Below are 17,451 nucleotides of genomic sequence, written 5' to 3' on the forward strand. Positions count from 1 at the left end.
GCGGTGGTCCCTCCCCCCAGAGCAAAGGGCTTGAAGCATGGCGCGATCAGGCGTGCGGGAGGGCAATCTTCCGGCGGAGGTGACGAGCTTCGTCGGACGCCGGGGCGAGCTGCGCGAGGTGCAGCGACTGCTCACCGGAGCCAGACTGCTGACGCTGACGGGTGCCGGCGGACTCGGTAAGACGCGCCTGGCCCTTCGGAGCGCTTCCGACATGGGCCGGACCTTCTCCGACGGTGTGTGGCTGGTGGACCTGGCTCCGCTGAGGGAAGGAGCCCTGCTGGCACAGACGGTCCTGACCGCGCTGAGGCTTGATCACGACTCCGTCCGCCCGCCGGTCCCGGTGCTGACGGAACAGCTCGCGGACCAGCAGCTCCTGCTGGTGCTGGACAACTGCGAGCATCTGCTCGACTCCTGCGCGGCGCTGACACGCTCGTTGCTGGCGGCGTCGCCCGGCCTGCGGGTGCTGGCCACGAGTCGGCAGGCACTGGGGGTGGACGGTGAGCAGCTGTTGTCCGTGGCGCCGCTGCCCCTTCCGGACCCCACGTCTCCCCCGCGACTGCACGCCCTGGCCGGCCATGAGGCGGTGCGGCTGTTCGTGGACCGGGCCTCGGCGGTGTTGCCCGGGTTCACACTCCGTGCGGAGAACTGTGAGGCGGTCGCCGGGATCTGCCACCGGCTGGACGGCATCCCCCTGGCCATCGAGTTGGCCGCGGTGTGGCTCCGGTTCCTGTCGCCCGAAGAGATCCTGGAACGTCTCGACGACCGGTTCGGCCTGCTGACCCGCGGTAGCCGCGCCGCTCCACCGCGCCAGCAGACCCTGCGCGGCGCCATCGACTGGAGCTTCAACCTGTGCACACCCCCCGAACAGCGCGCATGGATGTCCCTGTCGGTCTTCACCGGCGCATTCGACCTGGAAGCCGCCCAGGCGGTCTGCTCGGGGCCGGAGTGTGACCCCCGAGGCACCCTCGACCAGCTCGCCGGGCTGGTGGACAAGTCGGTGCTGACCCACGAGGAGCACCGGGACGGCCCGCGCTACCGCATGCTGGACACGATCCGTGAGTACGGCCGTGCCCACCTGCGCGATCACGGTGCCGAGGAGCCCGTTCGGCGCCGTCTGCGTGATCACTACCAGCAGTTGGCCGCCCGCGCGGAAGCCGAATGGCTCAGCCCCCGCCAGACGCAGTGGTTCGTCCGGCTCCGCCGGGAGGATGCGAACATCCGCACCGCGCTGGAGTTCTGTCTGAGCACGCCGGGGGAGGAGGAGGCCGGGCTCCGATTGATCGCCTCCTTGTGGCGGCATCGCCTCGGCGTCGGTGGCCTGGAGGAGCAGCGTCACTGGCTGGGACGTGCGCTGGCACGGTCAGGTCCCACGCCTGCCAGGGCGAAGGCCCTGTGGGTGGACGGCTGGATGGCCTGCCTGCGCGGCGAGACCGCCTTCGGGCGGAGCCGGCTGGCCGAATGCCAGGCACTGGCCGCGGAGTTGGACGATCCCGACGCCATGGCCCAGTCCGTGCAGTTCGCCGGCCTGGTGGCGCTCTTCGACGACGACTATCTCCAGGCCATCGAGCATCTGGAGCTGGCGCTCGACCGCCACCGTGCGTGCGGCGACCGCAATGCGGAGTGGACCGACCTGTTCCTGCTGGCCCTTTCCTGCTGCCTGTCCGGGGATCCCCGCACCTCAGTGCTGGGTGAAGAGTGTCTGGCCCTCTGCGACGCTCATGACGCGCGCTGGTCCCGCCCGTTCGCGCTGTGGGTCCTGGGACTCCAGCGATGGCTGTCCGGCGACGCCGAGGGCTCGATCGCCCTGCTACGTGAAGGGCTGCGCATCGAGCAGCCCGCGCACCACGTCTTTGCCGTCGCCCAGTGCCTGGAAGTACTGGCCTGGGCCGAGGCGACGGTCGGACGCCATGTACAGGCCGCCAGACTGTTCGGCGCGGCCCAGAACGCCTGGCGCCTGCTGGGTACCGCAGTGCCGGGGGCCGGGCGTCTGCTGCGCCACCACGCCGAGTGCGAGGAGATCCTGCGGCGCGCTCTCGGTGACGAGCGCTACGCGGCAGTGGTCGAGGAGGGCAGGGGGCTCGGCGTCGACCGGGCGGTCGCCTGTGGGAGGGGACGCGGTGAGCCGCCGTCCGCAAGCGAGCCGGGCGGTGCCCCCGAGCTCTCCGCCTTGACCCGGAGGGAACGTGAGGTGGTCGCCCTGCTCGCCGAGGGGCTCAGCGACAAGCAGATCGCCGCCGAGCTGGTGCTGTCCCCGCGGACGGTCGAGGGGCACGTCTGGCGCGTTCTCGCCAAGCTGCACTTCACCTGTCGCACGCAGATCGCCACCTGGGCCGTCCAGCAGGAGCCGGCACGGTAGCTGCGCACCGGCACTCCGTTCCACGACGCCTCGGCTTGTTCCCGGCCTTCGCCGGACCGACCGAGCGCCTCGAACCGGCTGACCGACCAGGGCGCCGCCGCGGTTCAGTTCGTGAGGCGCCCGGGGACCACCAGTCCGGTCTCGTAGGCAGCGATCACGGCCTGGACCCGGTCGCGGAGTCCCAGCTTGGTGAGCACGTTGCTGACATGCGTTTTCACGGTGTGCTCGCTCACCACCAGCGCCGTGGCGATCTCCGCGTTGGACAGGCCTGCGCCGAGCAGCTGCATCGTCTCGCGCTCGCGGGCGGTGAGGACGTCCAGGCGTGCGCTCCGCGGCGGAGCCACGGCGGCGCCCGAGGTGAAGGCGGCGATCAGGGTGCGGGTGACGGAGGGGGCGAGCAGCGAGTCGCCCGCCGCGACCACACGGACCGCGTGCACGAGATCGTCCCGCCGTACGTCCTTGAGCAGGAAGCCGCTCGCGCCCGCGCACAGGGCGTCGAAGAGGTAGTCGTCCTGCCCCCAGGTGGTCAGCATGATCACCCGGCAGTCCGTTTCGCCGCAGATGATCCGCGCCGCCTCGATACCGTCCATCCCCGGCATCCGGATGTCGAGCAGGACAACGTCGGGGCGGTGTGCGCGGGCGGCGCCGACCGCCTCGAACCCGTCCCCGCTCTCCGCGACGACCTCGATGCCGGGCTGCGCTGCCAGGATCATCGCGAATCCGGCGCGTACCAGCTCCTGGTCGTCGGCCACCACCACGCGGATCGTCACGCCACCACCCCCACTCCCGGGGCGGCCAGGGGCAGCCGCGCCCGCACTTCGAACCCCGGGAGACGGTCCTCCCGGGGGCCCGCCGTCGCGGTCCCGCCGCAGGCGGCGGCCCGCTCGCGGAGGCCGGTCAGACCGTTCCCGCCGGACGGAAGGTCCTTGCCCGCGCCGCGGCCGTCGTCGACGACACGGATGTCCAGCCCGTCGTCGCGCCAGCACAGCCGCACCTCGACGCGGGCCGCGCCGGCGTGCTTGACGACGTTGTTCAGCGCCTCCTGCACGATCCTGTACGCCGCGGCACCGCACAGGACGACGCCGCGCGTCGCGGTGTCCAGCGAGCCGATCGAGGCGAGGCCGGCCGCGCAGATCGCCAGGAGCACCGGTATCCGCACCCGGGGTGGGGAGACGGACGCCATCCCGTGCAACGCGATGAGGACTCCGTACCAGAGCGGCTGCGGAGCGAGCGGGGCGGCGAGGTCGTAGAGGCTGGAGAACGTGGCGCAGACCAGCAGGACCGGCGCCGGCGCGCGCCGTCGCACCGCCAGGGGAAGCGATGCCCCGACCGCTGCGAGGTACCCCCACCAGTGCCAGGGGCGTCCGCTGTCGCTGTGTACGAACAGCAGGGGCGCCAGCTGCGCGACGGCAGTGACGACGGCGAGCGCACCCTCCGACCACGGCGCACCCACCAGGCGGCGCGGCAAAGGGGATTGGGACGGCGCGGGCATAACGATGAATTCTTCCACGAGAGGTGTTCGACGGTCCTCAGTCGGTCGCAGTGGCAGGAGAGGTGCCGCTACGGGGCGACGGCGCGAGTCCGGCACACAGCAACAGGCCCACGGCCGGCAGCGCGTCCAGTCCCAGGAGGGAGACCAGCACGGCCATCAGCACCGCCACCGCCCGCCATTCGGGAACGGCACCGGCCGACGCGAGTTGGCAGAACATGACGAGCAGTCCGAGGTGGAGCAGCACGGGTCCCACGGTGTAGACGAAGAGGTTCACCCCGGGGACGCTCTGGACATCGGCGAACATGTCCCGCATGGCCTCATGGTCCGCGGCGAGCACGCCGACGACGAGGTCGACGGAGATCTGGGCCATGGAGCAGACAGCACCGGCAAGACCGACGACGGCCATGGCCGTGGCGAACAGGCCGCGGCCCGCCAGCCGGCGCAGCTCCAGGAACACCGGCACGAAGAGGATCAACGCGGCCAGGAACGCGAGGTGACCGGCCGTCCAGGCCGGACCCGGACCCCGCTCGCCATCCAGGCCGTCCAGCACGCGCAGACCCGCGTAGACGGTGACGAGGAGTGGGGCACTGGTGAAGACGATGGCTTTGGTCATGGCCAGGATCCTCGCCGCGGCGACTCCCCCGGGGCATCGCCGACGTGACCCATCTCCTCCCTCCCCCGGAGGAGCGAGAAGAGACTGACGGGCCTGGAAGCAAACCAAGGAACCACCTACCCCCGGGTGGTGCAGCCGGGACAGGCCGGTGTCTGCCGTCGGCAGACACCGGCCCGAGCGGGCTCGACGGTCACTACAGTCCCGTCGCATGACGACGGTCACCACTCGTACGGTCCAATACCCGGCCGACAACCTGACGATGATCGGACACCTCGCGCTCCCGGCCGGTGCCGGGCGCCGGCCCGCGGTCCTGATCGGGCCCGAGGGGATGGGGCTCAGCGACGTCGAGCGCCGCCGAGCCGACGCCCTGGCCGAGCTGGGATACATGGCGCTGGCCTTCGACCTCCACGGCGGACGCTATGTGAGCGATCCCGAGGAGATGCTGGCCCGTTGCATGCCGTTGCTCGCCGACCCCGACCGCATGCGGGGCATCGGCCACGCGGCCCTCGACGTGGTGCGTGCCGAACCGCGGACCGACCCCGACCGGATCGCCGCCGTCGGCTACGGCACCGGCGGCGCCATCGCGCTGGAACTCGGACGGGACGGCGTCGGCCTGCGTGCGATCGGGACGGTCAACGCCCTGACCACGGGCCGACCGGGGGAAGCGGCGCGCATTCGCTGCCCGGTGTGGGCCGGGGTCGGCTCCGAAGATCCCATCATGCCGCCCGCGCAACGGGAGGCGTTCACCACCGAGATGCAGGCAGCGGGCGTCGACTGGCGTCTCACGGTCTACGGCGGAGCCCTGCACGCCTTCCATCACCCACCGGTCGACCATGCCGTGGTCTCCGGAGTCGGCTATCACCAGCGGCACGCGCAGCGGGCCTGGCGCGACGTCGTCGACCTGCTGTCCGAGTGCCTACCGGTGACGGAGTGATCCGGACCGCGCTGCGGCGCCTGCTGCGCCTCCCGCTGCCCGACCGCGGTCCTGGCGGTGGATGACTTCGCGCCGCGTCGTCGGCGCCGCTCACCGCCTGGGCTCGCCTGCGCAGCAGGCCGGTCTCACCCCTCGGTGGAGGTCGAAGCGCGCTGTTCCAGCCGCGTCAGGGCGAGCGCGCCCCACCGGAGGTTGTCCTGTTCCAGGGCCATGCCCCGCAGCAAGGTGAGGTAGGGGCCGATGCGCTCGGCGGTCGCGAAGAACTCCTCCTCGGTACGGCCGTCCAGCAGGCGCTTCCGCAGACGCTCGTAGCGGGCCAGCTTGGCCGTGGACCGCTCGGTGCGTTCGGCGATCATGGATCGCACGGCCCCGATGTCGCCTGCGTCGACACACTGAACCTTGACCATCAGCTCGTCCCTGATGGCCGTCGGCTTGGAGGGTTCGGCGGTGTAGGCCCGCACCGCCTCGAGTCCGGCCTCGGTCAGGGAGAACAGCCGCTTGTTGGGGCGGCGCTCCTGTTCCACGACGCGGGCCGCGATGAGCCCGTCGGCCTCCATGCGCTCCAGTTCCCGGTAGAGCTGCTGGGGGGTGGCCATCCAGAAGTTGGCGACCGAGGCGTCGAAGCCCTTCGCGAGGTCGTATCCGGATGCCTCGCCCTCCAGGAGGGCGGCCATCACCGCGTTACGTAGAGCCATACCGCCAAACCTAGCATTGGTTGATTAGTAAAAAACATGACTAGGTCTGGACGGGGCGCATCCGCGCCCCTAATCTACGATGCACCTATTCAACTCGTTGGGTATGCGAGGTGATCTTTGTGCACCCCTTCCGCACGGCCGGAGAGGCGGGCGACGGCGGGATCGACGACTTCCTGGTGAGGGTCCGCCCGCTCTCGGCCGCGAAGAAGGCACGGGCCGGGGCGATGGGCGCGGAGTCCGACGGGCGCGGAGTCCGACGGGATCGCGCGAGAGGCGGCCGGCCATGAGTGACGTCGACGCCGTGGTCATCGGGGCCGGCAACGCCGGCCTGACCGCCGCCACCACCCTCCAGCGCGCGGGACTGCGCACGCTGCTGGTGGAGCGCCACAACATCCCCGGCGGCTGCGCCACGTCCTTCCGGCGCGGCCGCTACGAGATGGAGGTGGCCCTGCACCAGCTCTCGGGGGTCGGCTTGGAGGGCCAGGAGTTCTCCCTGCGGGGCCTGTTCGAGGACCTGGGCGTCACCGACCGCCTCGACTTCGTCCAGGAGCACGACCTCTACCGGGCCGTGGTGCCCGGCGCGTACGACGTGACGCTGCCCGCGGACTGGACGGCCGCCGTGGACGTGCTGAGCGATGCCTTCCCGGGCAACCGCGAGCGCGTCGAGCGGTTCTTCCAGCTCCTGAAGGAGACCACGATCTGGCAGATCGCCGCCATGCGCGGCCTGCCGGCCGAGCGGATCGACCCCGGCTACTTCCGCCAGGGGCTGCGGCCGTACAGCGAGGTGCTGGACGACCACTTCGACGACCCCCGGCTCAAGTCGGCCCTCGCCGCCTACTGGCCCTACCTCGGACAGCCGCCCTCCCGAGTCGCCTTCCAGGACCTGGCGCTGATGCTGTTCGCCTACTTCGAGTTCAAGCCCTGGCACATCAGGGGCGGCTCGCAGGCCATGTCCAGCGCGTTTCTCGACTCGTTCCTCACGGCGGGCGGCGAGGTCCGCTTCAACACGGCGGTCGAGGCGATCCTGACCGAGCGGGGACGCGCCGTCGGTGTGCGGCTCGACGACGGCCAGGAGATCTCCGCGCGGGACGTCATCTCCAACGCCTCGATACCGGTGACGTACGCCATGCTCGGCGACGCCGTTCCCACGGCCGTACGGGACGATCTCGCCACCCGCCGCATCGGTGTGTCGGGCTTCATCCTGCACATGGGGCTGGACGCCACACCCGCCGAGCTCGGCTTCACCACCAGCACCACCTTCGTCAACGCCGACCTGGACGACGACCGCACGCAAGCCTCCTGGCACACCCTGGAGCCGGCCCGCGGGATCTGCGTCTCCTCCTACGACATCGCCCCGATCGGCTTCGCCCCCTCCGGCGCCACCCACATCAGCCTGATGACACTCCAGTACGCGGACGCCTGGAAGAAGGTCCCGCCCGGCGAGTACGCCCGTACCAAATTCGCCTACGCCGGGACGCTGCTGGACCGCGTCGAGGTGATCACCCCCGGCATCCGCGACGCCATCGAGGAGGTCGACGTCGCCACCCCGATGACCCTGTCCCGCTACCTCGGGCATCCCGGCGGCGCGATATACGGCTACGACCAGGACCGCACCGAGAACTGGCTCTTCCGCAACAGCGAACGCGAGACCCATGTCCCTGGCCTGCACCTGGCCGGTTCGTGGGCCGGAATGGGCGGCTTCCAGCCGTCGCTGCAATCCGGTCACCGGGTCGCCCGCGGCCTGCTGCGCCACCAGGCCGCCTGACCGCACGATCCGACAGGGAGTCCCCGTGCCCCACCGCCTCGCCCCGCTCTTCGAGGGCTGCACCGACGTCCAGGCCGACATCGACAGCCGCCCCGCGGACACCGCCGACCACGCTGCCGAGACATGGCGCACGGTCGCGTCATACCATCCCCGACGGCTGACCCTCACCGTCTCCGAAGCCATCACCGAGACCGTCAGCTCGGCCACCTTCCGGCTGCGCCGTCCCGACGGAGCGGACCTGCCGCCGTTCCTGGCCGGGCAGTACGTGGGCGTGTTCGCCGGCAACACCAACCGCCCGTACGCCCTGTCCTCCAGCCCGGCGAGCCCCGGCCACTGGGACCTGACGGTGCGCCGGGTACCCGGCGGGCGGATCAGCAACCACCTCGTCGACACCCTCTCCGTGGGCGACACGCTCACCACGACCGGGCCGATGGGCACCTTCCACCACAACCCGCTCTTCCACGGCGACGACCTCGTGTTCCTCGCCGGCGGCTCCGGCGTCGTACCGGCCATGAGCATGATCCGCGACATCGTCGACCACGGGCTGGACCGCCGCTTCCACCTGATCTACGGCTCTCGCACACCGGATGACGTGATCTTCCACAAGGAACTCGACGCCATCGCCGCCGACCACCCGAACATCCGCGTCCACCACGTCATGGCCGAGCCCGGACACGGGTGGGCCGGATCCACCGGCCTGCTCACCGCCACGCTGATCAAGACCCTCGCCGGTCCGCTCGACGGCCGCATGGTCTACGTCTGCGGCCCGCAGGCCCTGTACCCGTACGCGCTGCGGCAGCTGGAAGAGCTCGGCCACCCCCGCCGCCGGATCCGCTTCGAGGCCAACGGCGCTCCCGCCGACCCCACCCGCCAGGCCCACTGGCCGGCCGGCGCGGACCCCGACTCCGAGGTCACCGTCACCGCCGGCGGCACGTCGTTCCGCACCCGCCGCGGGCGGCCCCTGCTGGACGCGCTGGAGGACCAGGGCGTCCGCCCGGAAGCGGCCTGCCGCTCCGGCGAGTGCGGCCTGTGCCGCGTCCGCGTCCTCCGGGGCACCGTTCACACCGCCGAGGAAGCCCAACTGCGCATGTCCGACCAGCGGTTCGGCTACACCCACTCCTGCGTCGCCTACCCGGTCACCGACCTCGACCTCGACATCTGATCCGGTACGGCGGTCGCATCGCGGGGCGCGGTCCCGCCGGTCGGCAGGGTGCCGGCGGGACCGGATCGGGTAGCCCCGCCGGGCTTGGAGTCCCGGACCCGGTCGCCCTCCGCGTCGTTCGGGCCATCCGCGGCCACGACCGGGCCGAAGACCACGGCGTCATACCGGAGACGTACGGGGTCCCCACCGGGGCGACTCCGGACTGACCTCGCGATCGTGCCTGGTGGGGCCGGAAGCGGCCAACGACGGCGCATAGCGTTGAGGCAGACCACCGGGAAGGGTGAGTGGCCCCGCCATGAAGAGACTGTCCAGCTTCGCCGTCAAGGATTTCCGTGCCCAGTTGCGTCAGTTGGTGCTCACCGGGGTCGCCATCGCCGTGGGTGTGGCGTTCCTGGTGCTTTCCGTGGGCGGCAGCGGCGCCCTGGTGCAGCTCTCCTCGCAGACCGCGGCCGTGGAGGTCGGGAACGCCGACCTCCAGGCAGTCTCCGGCTCCGGCAGTGGCCTGCCCGAGGAAGCGGCGGCGCGGGCCGGGAAGGTGCCGTCGGTGACACGGGTGAGCCCGCGGGTTCTCGGGCACGGGAAGGTGGTCGGCCCCTCCGGGCGCCGCCTCTTGGACGACCGGGCCGTCGTCACCTCGATCGCCGCCGACACCAGGATGCGCTGGCAGCGGCTCGACGACGGCCGCTGGCCGCAGGGCCCGGGCGAAGCCGTCCTCGATCGGGGGACCGCCGAGCGTCTGGGCGCACAGCCCGGGGACACCGTCCGTCTGGTCGAGCCCGACGGCAAGGCAGCGGGCGTCACGCTGACCGGCCTGCTGGACACCAGCTCGTCTCGCACCCTCGCCTCACAGGCCGCCATCGGCGTGCGGCACGAGGCGATGAAGACGTACGCGACCGGGCTGACCACCACACACATCGACATGGACATCCACGAGGGCGCGGACGCCTCCACCGTCGCCCAGGCGGTGAAGACGGCACTGGACGGCAACGCGTCCGTCTTCACACACGCCGGTGCGGTCGACAACGCGCAGCAAGAGAACCGGACCATGTACCCGATCGTGCTGACCGCCGCGCTGTCGTTCGTGATGATCGCGATGGCGGTGGCGCGCATGGTCGTCACCAACACCTTTTCCGTGGTCCTCGCCCAACGCGCTCGCCAGCTGGCCCTGCTGCGCTGCATCGGTGCCGACCGCGGCCAGGTGCGCCGGATCATCCGCCGCCAGGGGATCATGCTCGGCGTCCTCGCCTCGGCCACGGGTCTCGCCGCCGGCGGCGCCGCGTGCGCCCTGGGCACGACGATGCTGCGCAATGTCGTGGACCTCGGCCCCGTCACGATCTCTCTGCTGCCGAACTGGATCGCCTTCGCCCTTTCCGGCCTCTTCGGGGCCCTGCTCACCCTGTGGGCGGTCCGTAAGCCCGCCAGGGCGGCCGCCGCCGTGCCGCCGGTGGCCGCGCTCGCACAGAGCGGGTCCGCGACGCTTCCCGAGCCAGGTCGCAAAGCCGTACGCCGGATCTTCTCCGTGCTGCTCCTGCTCTTCGGCGTCTACATGCTCACGTTCGGCGCATTCGGCGGTTCCCTGGCGCTGCTCGATGTGACCATCGGTGCCATCTGCAGCTTCTTCGCAGTGCTCAGGTTCGCCCAGCACCTGCTGCCACCCCTGGTCGGCCTCCTGGGTATCCCGGCCCGCCGATGGCTCGGCACGACCGGCAAGCTGACAGTGCAGCAGCTGAGGTCGAACGCGCGCCGCACCAGCGCCGCCGCCTCCGCGATGCTCGTCGGCGTCACCGTCGCCGTCTCGGCGGTGACCGCGATCGGCGCCACCAGCGGTGCCACGGAGTCCATGCTGTCGCCGGGGCTGCCCGCCGTCTTCACACTGAACACCACGGACAACGAGGTGCCCGCCGGCGCCGTGGAATCCCTGCGCGGGCAACCGGAGTTGGCCGTCATACCGGTCCGTTCCGCAACCCTCACCGTCGACGGACACAAGAGCCTGGTCGTCGCCGCCGCCCCCGCACTGTTCAAGGAGGACGCCGAGGGTGTTCCCGCGGCACGCTCGCTGAGCGACGGTCAGGCCCTGACCTCCACCGCACGCGGCTCGGTCACGGTGGCGGGCACCCGCCTCGCAGCCGAGTCCGGGCACTCCTCCTGGCTGAACACGCTGCTCCCCGGCGCAGACATGTACGTCACCGAATCCACCCTCGACCGGCTCGCACCGGACGCGACGACCGTGGCCGCTGTGTGGCTGGACCCGGCGAGCGGCTCCGACCACGACACTGCCCGCAAGGCACTCGACCGGGCCCTGTCCGACTACCCGCACATCCAGGTCTCCGACGCAGCCGCCGACGTCGCCTCGATCCGCCACCTGCTCGACCGGATGCTGCTCGTGGTCACCATCCTGCTCGGCTTCTCCATGGCCATCGCCGCCCTGGGCGTGGCCGCCACCCTGACGCTCACGGTCGAGGAACGCACCCTCGAGTTCGGCATGCTGCGTGCCATCGGCATGTCGGGCAGGCAACTGCGCGAGATGCTCACCCTGGAATCCGTACTGCTCGCGCTGACGGGCGCGGTCGCCGGCACCCTCCTCGGCCTGGTCTACGGCGTGCTGGCGGTCCGCTCGATCCTCGGCGGCTCGCCCCTCGACCTCCTGACATCGTCGGACGGCACGGCCCTGACGGTGCTCGTCATCCTCGCGGCCACCGTGCTCACCGGCATCGCGGCCTCGGTCCTGCCCGCCCGTCGGGTGCGCCGCATGGCGGTCGTCGACGCCCTGCACACGGGCGGGTGATACGCCGCTGCGCCCCAAAGCATGTTGCAGAACGACCGCGGCGCGTCATTCGAGCCATGATCGGGGTCGTTGGCGCGTGAAGTTCAGCGACCCGAGTCCGGAACCTCGCGCGCGGCGGACGAATCCTGGTCTCCGGGCCGAGCGACCCAGCCGGCGGTGGCGGCCAGAGTACGCAGGACGGTGGTGCCGGCGAACACCACCGAGGAGACCGGCCATCCCATCCATCGCGTCAGATCACCGCGCAGGTCGGGGTCGACCTCGACGGTCACCCGGATGTATCTGCTCTGCAGCCGGGTGACCTTGGTGGGCCGAGGTGCCGAGACATCCGGCCCGCGCCGCAGTGCCGCGCGGTAGCTCTCCTTGCGCTGACTCATGCCTCATCCTGACGCTTGATCAGTTCCTCCGCGAAGTCCATGTACGCCGAGCCCTTGGCCTGGACCGGGTTCCCGAAAGACTGGGCGTACAGGTCGAGCCGCGCGATGTGGGTGCCCAGCACCTCGAAGCCCCGCTCGGTGAGTGCCTCGCGAGCGTCCGCATCAGGCCCGGTGCGCGTGGCATCGGGACGGTTGGTGCGATTGAGCAGCACCGCCGAGCGGGCCGGCTCGGCACGCAGGGACTGCACGTCCGCCATCTCGCCGAGGATGGGTGCCATCCGGTCCAGTTCGATGGGAGCGGGGGTCACGGGCACGATCCACTCGTCGGCGTACCTCATGATGCTGCGGGCGATGCGGGGATGGTCCTCCAGTTGGGGCGCGTCGAGCACGACGGCCTGCCGGTCGCCGAGGAAGTCGTTCACGCGACGGTGGACGTCCCCCACCGGCAGAGCGATCACCGGAAACGGAAAGCCATTGGCCAGCTCGCTCCAGCGCAGCGCGGAAGCGGCCGGGTCCCCGTCGATCAGCAGCGGAGACACACCCGACTCGTAAAGCGCGTGGGCCAGCCACACAGCACTCGTCGTCTTTCCGACGCCGGGCTTGAGATTCACAAATGCACAACTCAAAGGCGCAAGAAGGGACAATAACGGGCGCGATCGTCCCGTTCGGGTCGGCACGACGGCGCGGTCTCGCGGTTCACCCGCAAGCAGTGAGAACGTCGGACGCCCGGTTGCGGTCGCGGTCACCCCGGTGCGCCACCGGCGCCCCGGGTGGCGGCCTCGGCGACGGGACCGGCCGGTGGCCCTTGCCTCGCCCGGCTCGGCCGACGCTCAGGCGTCACGCCGCGTCACGCCGCGTCACCCGAGCATCACCGCGCATAGCCGGTTCCGACGCGCCTGGACCACCCACCGCCGGGAAGACGACCCACCCGCGGCCCTCTGTCCGGGCGAGCCCCTAATATCACTTGGCGTTCTCCGACGGACGCTCACGCCCGCGGGGTCGCGCCCGCCGCCCGCCACGCCACGCCGACTCCACCGCATGCCGATGGAGTCGAGCATCGAGGAGAGGAACGTTCATGCGCGCCCGGAGCATCGCCACGGCCACCGCAACTGCACTGGCACTGGTGGCCGCTCGTGACCTTGTCCAGAAGAAGCACGCACTGCTCCGGAACTTCCCTGTGCTCGGGCACGCCCGGTACCTGTTGGAGACGATCGGGCCGGAGCTGCGCCAGTACATCGTGACGTCCAACGACGAGGAGCGCCCGTTCAGTCGTGACCAGCGCACCTGGATCTACGCGTCGGCGAAGGGGGAGAACAACTACTTCGGGTTCGGAACCGACAACGACGTCGAGCACATGCAGGGGCACGCGTATCTGAAGCAGCGCACGTTCGCCGGCCCGTTGCCCGATCTGCGCGACCCGCAGGCCCCACTGCCCTCAGCCAAGGTGCTGGGCGGGCCGCGCGGGCGCGCCAAGGCGTTCCGGCCGACGAGCGTGGTGAACATCTCGGCGATGAGCTTCGGGTCGCTCTCCGGCGCGGCGGTCACGGCGCTCAACAAGGGGGCGGCGCTGGCGGGCACCCTGCACAACACGGGCGAGGGCGGTCTCTCTCCGTACCACCGCAACGGCGGCGACCTCGTCCTTCAGATCGGTACGTCCTACTTCGGCTGTCGCAACGAGGACGGCAGCTTCAACATCGACAAGCTCAAGGATGTGGTCACCGGCGCCCCGGTGAAGGCGATAGAGATCAAGCTCTCCCAGGGCGCCAAGCCCGGTCTGGGCGGAATGCTGCCGGGTGCGAAGGTGACCCGGGAAATCGCCGAGATCCGCGACATCCCGTTCGGCGAGGACTGCGCCTCCCCGTCACGGCACACCGCCTTCGGCGACGTCGACTCGATGCTCGACTTCGTCGAACTGCTCGCCACCGAGACCGGGCTGCCGGTCGGGATCAAGAGCGCGGTGGGCGAGATGGAGTTCTGGCAGGAGCTGGCCACGCTGATGGCGCGGGGTGACCGTGGTGTCGACTTCGTGACCATCGACGGCGGCGAGGGCGGCACCGGGGCGGCGCCGCTGACCTTCTCCGACTCGATGTCGCTGCCCTTCCGGATGGGCTTCTCCCGGGTCTACGGCGCCTTCGCCGAGCGGGGGCTGACCGACGACCTGACGTTCATCGCCTCCGGCAAGCTCGGCCTGCCCGAGAACGCCGCGGTCGCCTTCGCGCTGGGTGCCGACATGATCAACGTGGCCCGTGAGGCGATGCTGTCGATCGGCTGCATCCAGGCGCAGAAGTGCCACACCGACAAGTGCCCCACCGGCATCGCCACCCAGAGCCCGTGGCTGGCCCGTGGCCTCGACCCGGCCTCCAAGGCCACCCGGACCGCTGTCTACCTGCGCACCCTCCGCAAGGAGCTGCTGAAGGTCTCGGCAGCCGTCGGCGTCGCCCACCCGGCGCTCATCACGGCCACCGACATCGAGATCATGAACGGCGACTACGAGGCCCGTACCCTGGCCGGTGTCTACGGCTACAAGGACGGCTGGGGCGAGCTCGGCCCGCATCTCGCCGAGGAGATCACCGCACTGCTCACCACCGAGCAGTCCTCCGACCGGAAGCCGACCGCCTGACGCGCCGATCACGGCAGGCACCGTGCTCGCCGCTCCCCTGCCCGGAGCGCACGCGTGGTGCCGGCCGGTGGCACCCTGGTCTTTCCTGCTCCACAGTCTTTCCTGCTCCACGAACAGCCCCTGCCTAGGTGATCACAACATGAGCGAAAAAGTGAGATTCCCGAGCGTCGTCGGCCCCGAGCTGGCCGGCGCCATCGACCTGCCGGACGGCGAGATCCGCGGCTGGGGGATCTTCGTGCACGGATTCACGCTCGGCAAGGGCTCGCCGGCCGCGTCGCGTGTCAGCAAGCAGCTGGCACGCGAGGGGATCGGCATGCTGCGCTTCGACAACCTCGGGATCGGGGAGTCCGACGGTGACTGGGGCGACGGTTCCTTCACCGTCAAGGTCCAGGACACGATCCGGGCCGCAGCCATGATGGCGGAGCGAGGGACTCCGGCAGACCTGCTGGTGGGGCACTCATGGGGAGGCGCCGCCGTCCTGGCCGCGGCGGCCGAGGCAACCGGCGTCCGCGCGGTCGCCACGATCGGGGCGCCTGTCGATCCCAGCCACGTCGAGCGACAGTACGACGCGGTCGTGGATCGCGTGCTCAGTGAGGGGTCGCACGAGTGGTTCGTCGGCGGGAGGACCCTGGTCCTCAAGCGCGCCTTCGTCGAAGACGTCCGCCGTGCTCACCTGCGGGACCGGATCGGCGAGTTGGACCTGCCGCTGCTCGTCCTGCATTCGCCTACCGACAACACCGTCGACATCGCCAACGCCGGGGAGATCTTCAACGAGGCACGGCACCCGCGAAGCTTCGTCTCGCTCGAAGGGGCAGACCATCTCCTGACGGCACGAGGACAAGCGCAGCGAGCCGCCCACATCATCAGCGCCTGGGCCGACCAGTACATCGACGGGTAGCGGCCCGGAGGCGGCACGTCGGCGTCAGGCCGTCGGAATGGGCTCTCGGTCTGTGTCGCGTCACCGACGCAGGCGGAGTAAGCAGCACCACAGCGCCGGGGCGCACTGTCACTTTGTGTTATCCTCAAACGTTTGGACGGCTGTGACGGCTGTGACGGCTGTGACGGCTGTGACGGCTGTGACGGCTGTGACGGCTGACAATTCTGCCCGTCCGACTCCCTTGTTCGTTGACTGCTCATTTCCTGCCGGGCCTTCCTCAGTAAGTTCCGCATACGGAAGGCTCTGCATGAACCAGCCGGACCACCTCGGCACCTCGCACGGCGACCTCGCCCAGCCAGTGCCCCTCACCCCGACGGTTCCCCCGGTCGCCTCCTTCGCTGAGCTGGAACTGCCGGCCGAGGTGCTGCGAACGCTCACCGAACTCGGCGTGCGCAAGCCCTTCCCGATCCAGGCGGCCACGTTGCCGAACGCCCTCGCGGGACGCGACGTCCTGGGGCGCGGGCGCACCGGATCGGGCAAGACCCTCGCCTTCGGCCTGCCGCTGCTCGCACGGACGGCAGGGCGGCGCGCGGAGCCCAAGCAGCCCCTCGCCCTGATCCTGGTGCCCACCCGGGAGCTGGCCCAACAGGTCACCGAAGCACTCGCGCCGTATGCCGACGCGCTCCGGCTCCGGATGACCGCGGTCGTCGGCGGCATGTCGATCGGCCGGCAGGTCGCTGCGTTGCGCGACGGGGCCGAGGTCATCGTCGCCACCCCCGGCCGCCTGCACGACCTCATCGAGCGCAGGGCCTGTGGCCTGGGACGGGTGCGGATCACCGTCCTCGACGAGGCTGACCAGATGTGCGACATGGGCTTCTTGCCTCAGGTCACCGAGGTGCTCGACCAGGTGCGTCGCGACGGTCAGCGGATGCTGTTCTCCGCCACCCTGGACCCGGACGTCGATCACCTGGTCCAGCGCCACCTCCATGACCCCGTCGTCCACTCGGTCGACCCGTCCGCGGGCGCGGTCACGACCATGGACCACCATGTGCTGGTCGTTCATGGCCCCGACCGGTATGCCGTCGCCACGGAGATCGCCGCCCGCGACGGCCGCGTACTGCTGTTCCTGGATACCAAGCACGGGGTCGACCAGCTCACCCGGCACCTGCGGGCCAGCGGGGTGGATGCCGCGGGCCTGCACAGCGGTAAGTCCCAGCCGCAGCGCACCCGGACCCTCGCGCAGTTCAAGAGCGGCCGGATCACCGTCCTGGTGGCGACCAATGTCGCGGCCCGTGGCCTGCACGTCGACGACCTCGATCTCGTGGTCAACGTCGACCCGCCCACCGACCCCAAGGACTATGTGCACCGCGCGGGCCGCACCGCCCGGGCCGGTGAGTCCGGCCGCGTCGTCACACTGGTCCTCCCGGGCCAGCGCAGGGAGACGAGCCGCCTGATGGCAGAGGCCGGCATCGAGCCGACGACCACCAAGGTGCGCTCGGGTGAGGCGGAGCTGAACCGGATCACCGGGGCCGAGCGCCCTTCCGGCACCGCGCTCGACGGTGAGCCCGCCGCACGCCGGACCAAGAACACCAACACGCCCTTCCGTGGCCTGGGCACCAGCAAGGACGCCTCCCGCACCACCGGCGGCAAGTCCCGCAAGGCCACCGAGGCCCGTAAGCTCTCCGAGGCCCGCAAGGCAGCCCGGGTGCGCCGCGGCGGCTGAGAGCCCGCCCCGGTAGCCGGACATTCCTGGTCAGGATCCCGCAATACTCAAGCCG

General features: G+C 70.8%; 14 protein-coding genes. 8 read left to right on the top strand and 6 right to left on the bottom strand.

The window, feature by feature from the left end; all coding sequences use genetic code 11:
- Positions 1-37: 37 nt before the first annotated feature.
- On the top strand, positions 38-2,356 hold the full coding sequence (locus ABT112_RS21495) for an ATP-binding protein (protein ID WP_351511898.1): 2,319 nt from the start codon (positions 38-40) through the stop codon (positions 2,354-2,356).
- Between the two features lie 104 nt (positions 2,357-2,460).
- Here ABT112_RS21495 and ABT112_RS21500 read toward each other — a convergent pair whose 3' ends face one another.
- From ABT112_RS21500 to ABT112_RS21510, 3 genes are read right to left on the bottom strand one after another with little or no spacing between them, the layout of a single operon-like run.
- Positions 2,461-3,126: a response regulator gene (locus tag ABT112_RS21500; RefSeq protein WP_351511900.1), complete on the bottom strand. Its 666-nt coding sequence runs from the start codon at positions 3,124-3,126 to the stop codon at positions 2,461-2,463.
- Positions 3,123-3,848 (bottom strand): ATP-binding protein, encoded by a 726-nt coding sequence (locus ABT112_RS21505; protein WP_351511902.1) that lies wholly within the window; start codon positions 3,846-3,848, stop codon positions 3,123-3,125. The genes ABT112_RS21500 and ABT112_RS21505 overlap by 4 nt, the downstream gene beginning before the upstream one ends.
- A gap of 37 nt (positions 3,849-3,885) precedes the next feature.
- Positions 3,886-4,461, bottom strand: a complete 576-nt coding sequence (locus ABT112_RS21510) for a hypothetical protein (RefSeq protein WP_351511904.1) — start codon at positions 4,459-4,461, stop codon at positions 3,886-3,888.
- Positions 4,462-4,669: 208 nt separating this feature from the next.
- On the opposite strand from ABT112_RS21510, the gene ABT112_RS21515 reads away from it, so the two are divergent.
- Entirely contained in the window at positions 4,670-5,395 is a 726-nt protein-coding gene (locus ABT112_RS21515) for a dienelactone hydrolase family protein (RefSeq protein ID WP_351511905.1), read from the top strand.
- Positions 5,396-5,520: 125 nt separating this feature from the next.
- On the opposite strand, the gene ABT112_RS21520 is transcribed toward ABT112_RS21515, so the two are convergent.
- Positions 5,521-6,090 carry a PadR family transcriptional regulator gene (locus ABT112_RS21520; RefSeq protein ID WP_351511907.1) on the bottom strand — a complete coding sequence of 190 codons (570 nt, stop codon included), beginning with the start codon at positions 6,088-6,090 and terminating at the stop codon, positions 5,521-5,523.
- A gap of 283 nt (positions 6,091-6,373) precedes the next feature.
- Here ABT112_RS21520 and ABT112_RS21525 point away from each other — a divergent pair, with 283 nt between their 5' ends.
- From ABT112_RS21525 to ABT112_RS21535, 3 genes are all read left to right on the top strand, one after another.
- Positions 6,374-7,855, top strand: a complete 1,482-nt coding sequence (locus ABT112_RS21525; protein WP_351511909.1) for a phytoene desaturase family protein — start codon at positions 6,374-6,376, stop codon at positions 7,853-7,855.
- Between the two features lie 25 nt (positions 7,856-7,880).
- Complete coding sequence (locus ABT112_RS21530) at positions 7,881-9,017, top strand: FAD-binding oxidoreductase (protein WP_351511911.1); 1,137 nt, start codon at positions 7,881-7,883, stop codon at positions 9,015-9,017.
- Positions 9,018-9,312: 295 nt separating this feature from the next.
- Positions 9,313-11,802 (top strand): FtsX-like permease family protein, encoded by a 2,490-nt coding sequence (locus ABT112_RS21535; protein WP_351511913.1) that lies wholly within the window; start codon positions 9,313-9,315, stop codon positions 11,800-11,802.
- A gap of 83 nt (positions 11,803-11,885) precedes the next feature.
- Here ABT112_RS21535 and ABT112_RS21540 read toward each other — a convergent pair whose 3' ends face one another.
- Both ABT112_RS21540 and ABT112_RS21545 read right to left on the bottom strand, forming a co-directional pair.
- Complete coding sequence (locus ABT112_RS21540) at positions 11,886-12,176, bottom strand: hypothetical protein (RefSeq protein ID WP_351511915.1); 291 nt, start codon at positions 12,174-12,176, stop codon at positions 11,886-11,888.
- Positions 12,173-12,787, bottom strand: a complete 615-nt coding sequence (locus ABT112_RS21545; protein ID WP_351511917.1) for a nucleotide-binding protein — start codon at positions 12,785-12,787, stop codon at positions 12,173-12,175. Before ABT112_RS21545 ends, ABT112_RS21540 begins: the two co-directional genes overlap by 4 nt.
- 464 nt (positions 12,788-13,251) lie before the next feature.
- Here ABT112_RS21545 and ABT112_RS21550 point away from each other — a divergent pair, with 464 nt between their 5' ends.
- The 3 genes from ABT112_RS21550 (at position 13,252) to ABT112_RS21560 (ending at position 17,396) form a co-directional block, all read left to right on the top strand.
- Positions 13,252-14,796, top strand: coding sequence for an FMN-binding glutamate synthase family protein (locus ABT112_RS21550; protein ID WP_351511919.1), 1,545 nt, complete (start codon positions 13,252-13,254; stop codon positions 14,794-14,796).
- A 151-nt stretch (positions 14,797-14,947) separates the two neighbouring features.
- Complete coding sequence (locus ABT112_RS21555; protein ID WP_351511921.1) at positions 14,948-15,694, top strand: alpha/beta hydrolase family protein; 747 nt, start codon at positions 14,948-14,950, stop codon at positions 15,692-15,694.
- A 286-nt stretch (positions 15,695-15,980) separates the two neighbouring features.
- Complete coding sequence (locus tag ABT112_RS21560) at positions 15,981-17,396, top strand: DEAD/DEAH box helicase (protein ID WP_351511923.1); 1,416 nt, start codon at positions 15,981-15,983, stop codon at positions 17,394-17,396.
- The last annotated feature ends 55 nt before the right edge of the window (positions 17,397-17,451 follow it).

Source organism: Streptomyces sp. NPDC002055 (assembly GCF_040296705.1).
Lineage (GTDB): Bacteria > Actinomycetota > Actinomycetes > Streptomycetales > Streptomycetaceae > Streptomyces.

Bases quoted from the DNA above. Each gene is read 5' to 3' on its own strand.
- ABT112_RS21495 (WP_351511898.1), top strand. From the start codon at position 38: ATGGCGCGATCAGGCGTGCGGGAGGGCAATCTTCCGGCGGAGGTGACG.
- ABT112_RS21505 (WP_351511902.1), bottom strand. From the start codon at position 3,848: ATGCCCGCGCCGTCCCAATCCCCTTTGCCGCGCCGCCTGGTGGGTGCG.
- ABT112_RS21510 (WP_351511904.1), bottom strand. From the start codon at position 4,461: ATGACCAAAGCCATCGTCTTCACCAGTGCCCCACTCCTCGTCACCGTC.
- ABT112_RS21515 (WP_351511905.1), top strand. From the start codon at position 4,670: ATGACGACGGTCACCACTCGTACGGTCCAATACCCGGCCGACAACCTG.
- ABT112_RS21520 (WP_351511907.1), bottom strand. From the start codon at position 6,090: ATGGCTCTACGTAACGCGGTGATGGCCGCCCTCCTGGAGGGCGAGGCA.
- ABT112_RS21525 (WP_351511909.1), top strand. From the start codon at position 6,374: ATGAGTGACGTCGACGCCGTGGTCATCGGGGCCGGCAACGCCGGCCTG.
- ABT112_RS21535 (WP_351511913.1), top strand. From the start codon at position 9,313: ATGAAGAGACTGTCCAGCTTCGCCGTCAAGGATTTCCGTGCCCAGTTG.
- ABT112_RS21540 (WP_351511915.1), bottom strand. From the start codon at position 12,176: ATGAGTCAGCGCAAGGAGAGCTACCGCGCGGCACTGCGGCGCGGGCCG.
- ABT112_RS21550 (WP_351511919.1), top strand. From the start codon at position 13,252: ATGCGCGCCCGGAGCATCGCCACGGCCACCGCAACTGCACTGGCACTG.
- ABT112_RS21560 (WP_351511923.1), top strand. From the start codon at position 15,981: ATGAACCAGCCGGACCACCTCGGCACCTCGCACGGCGACCTCGCCCAG.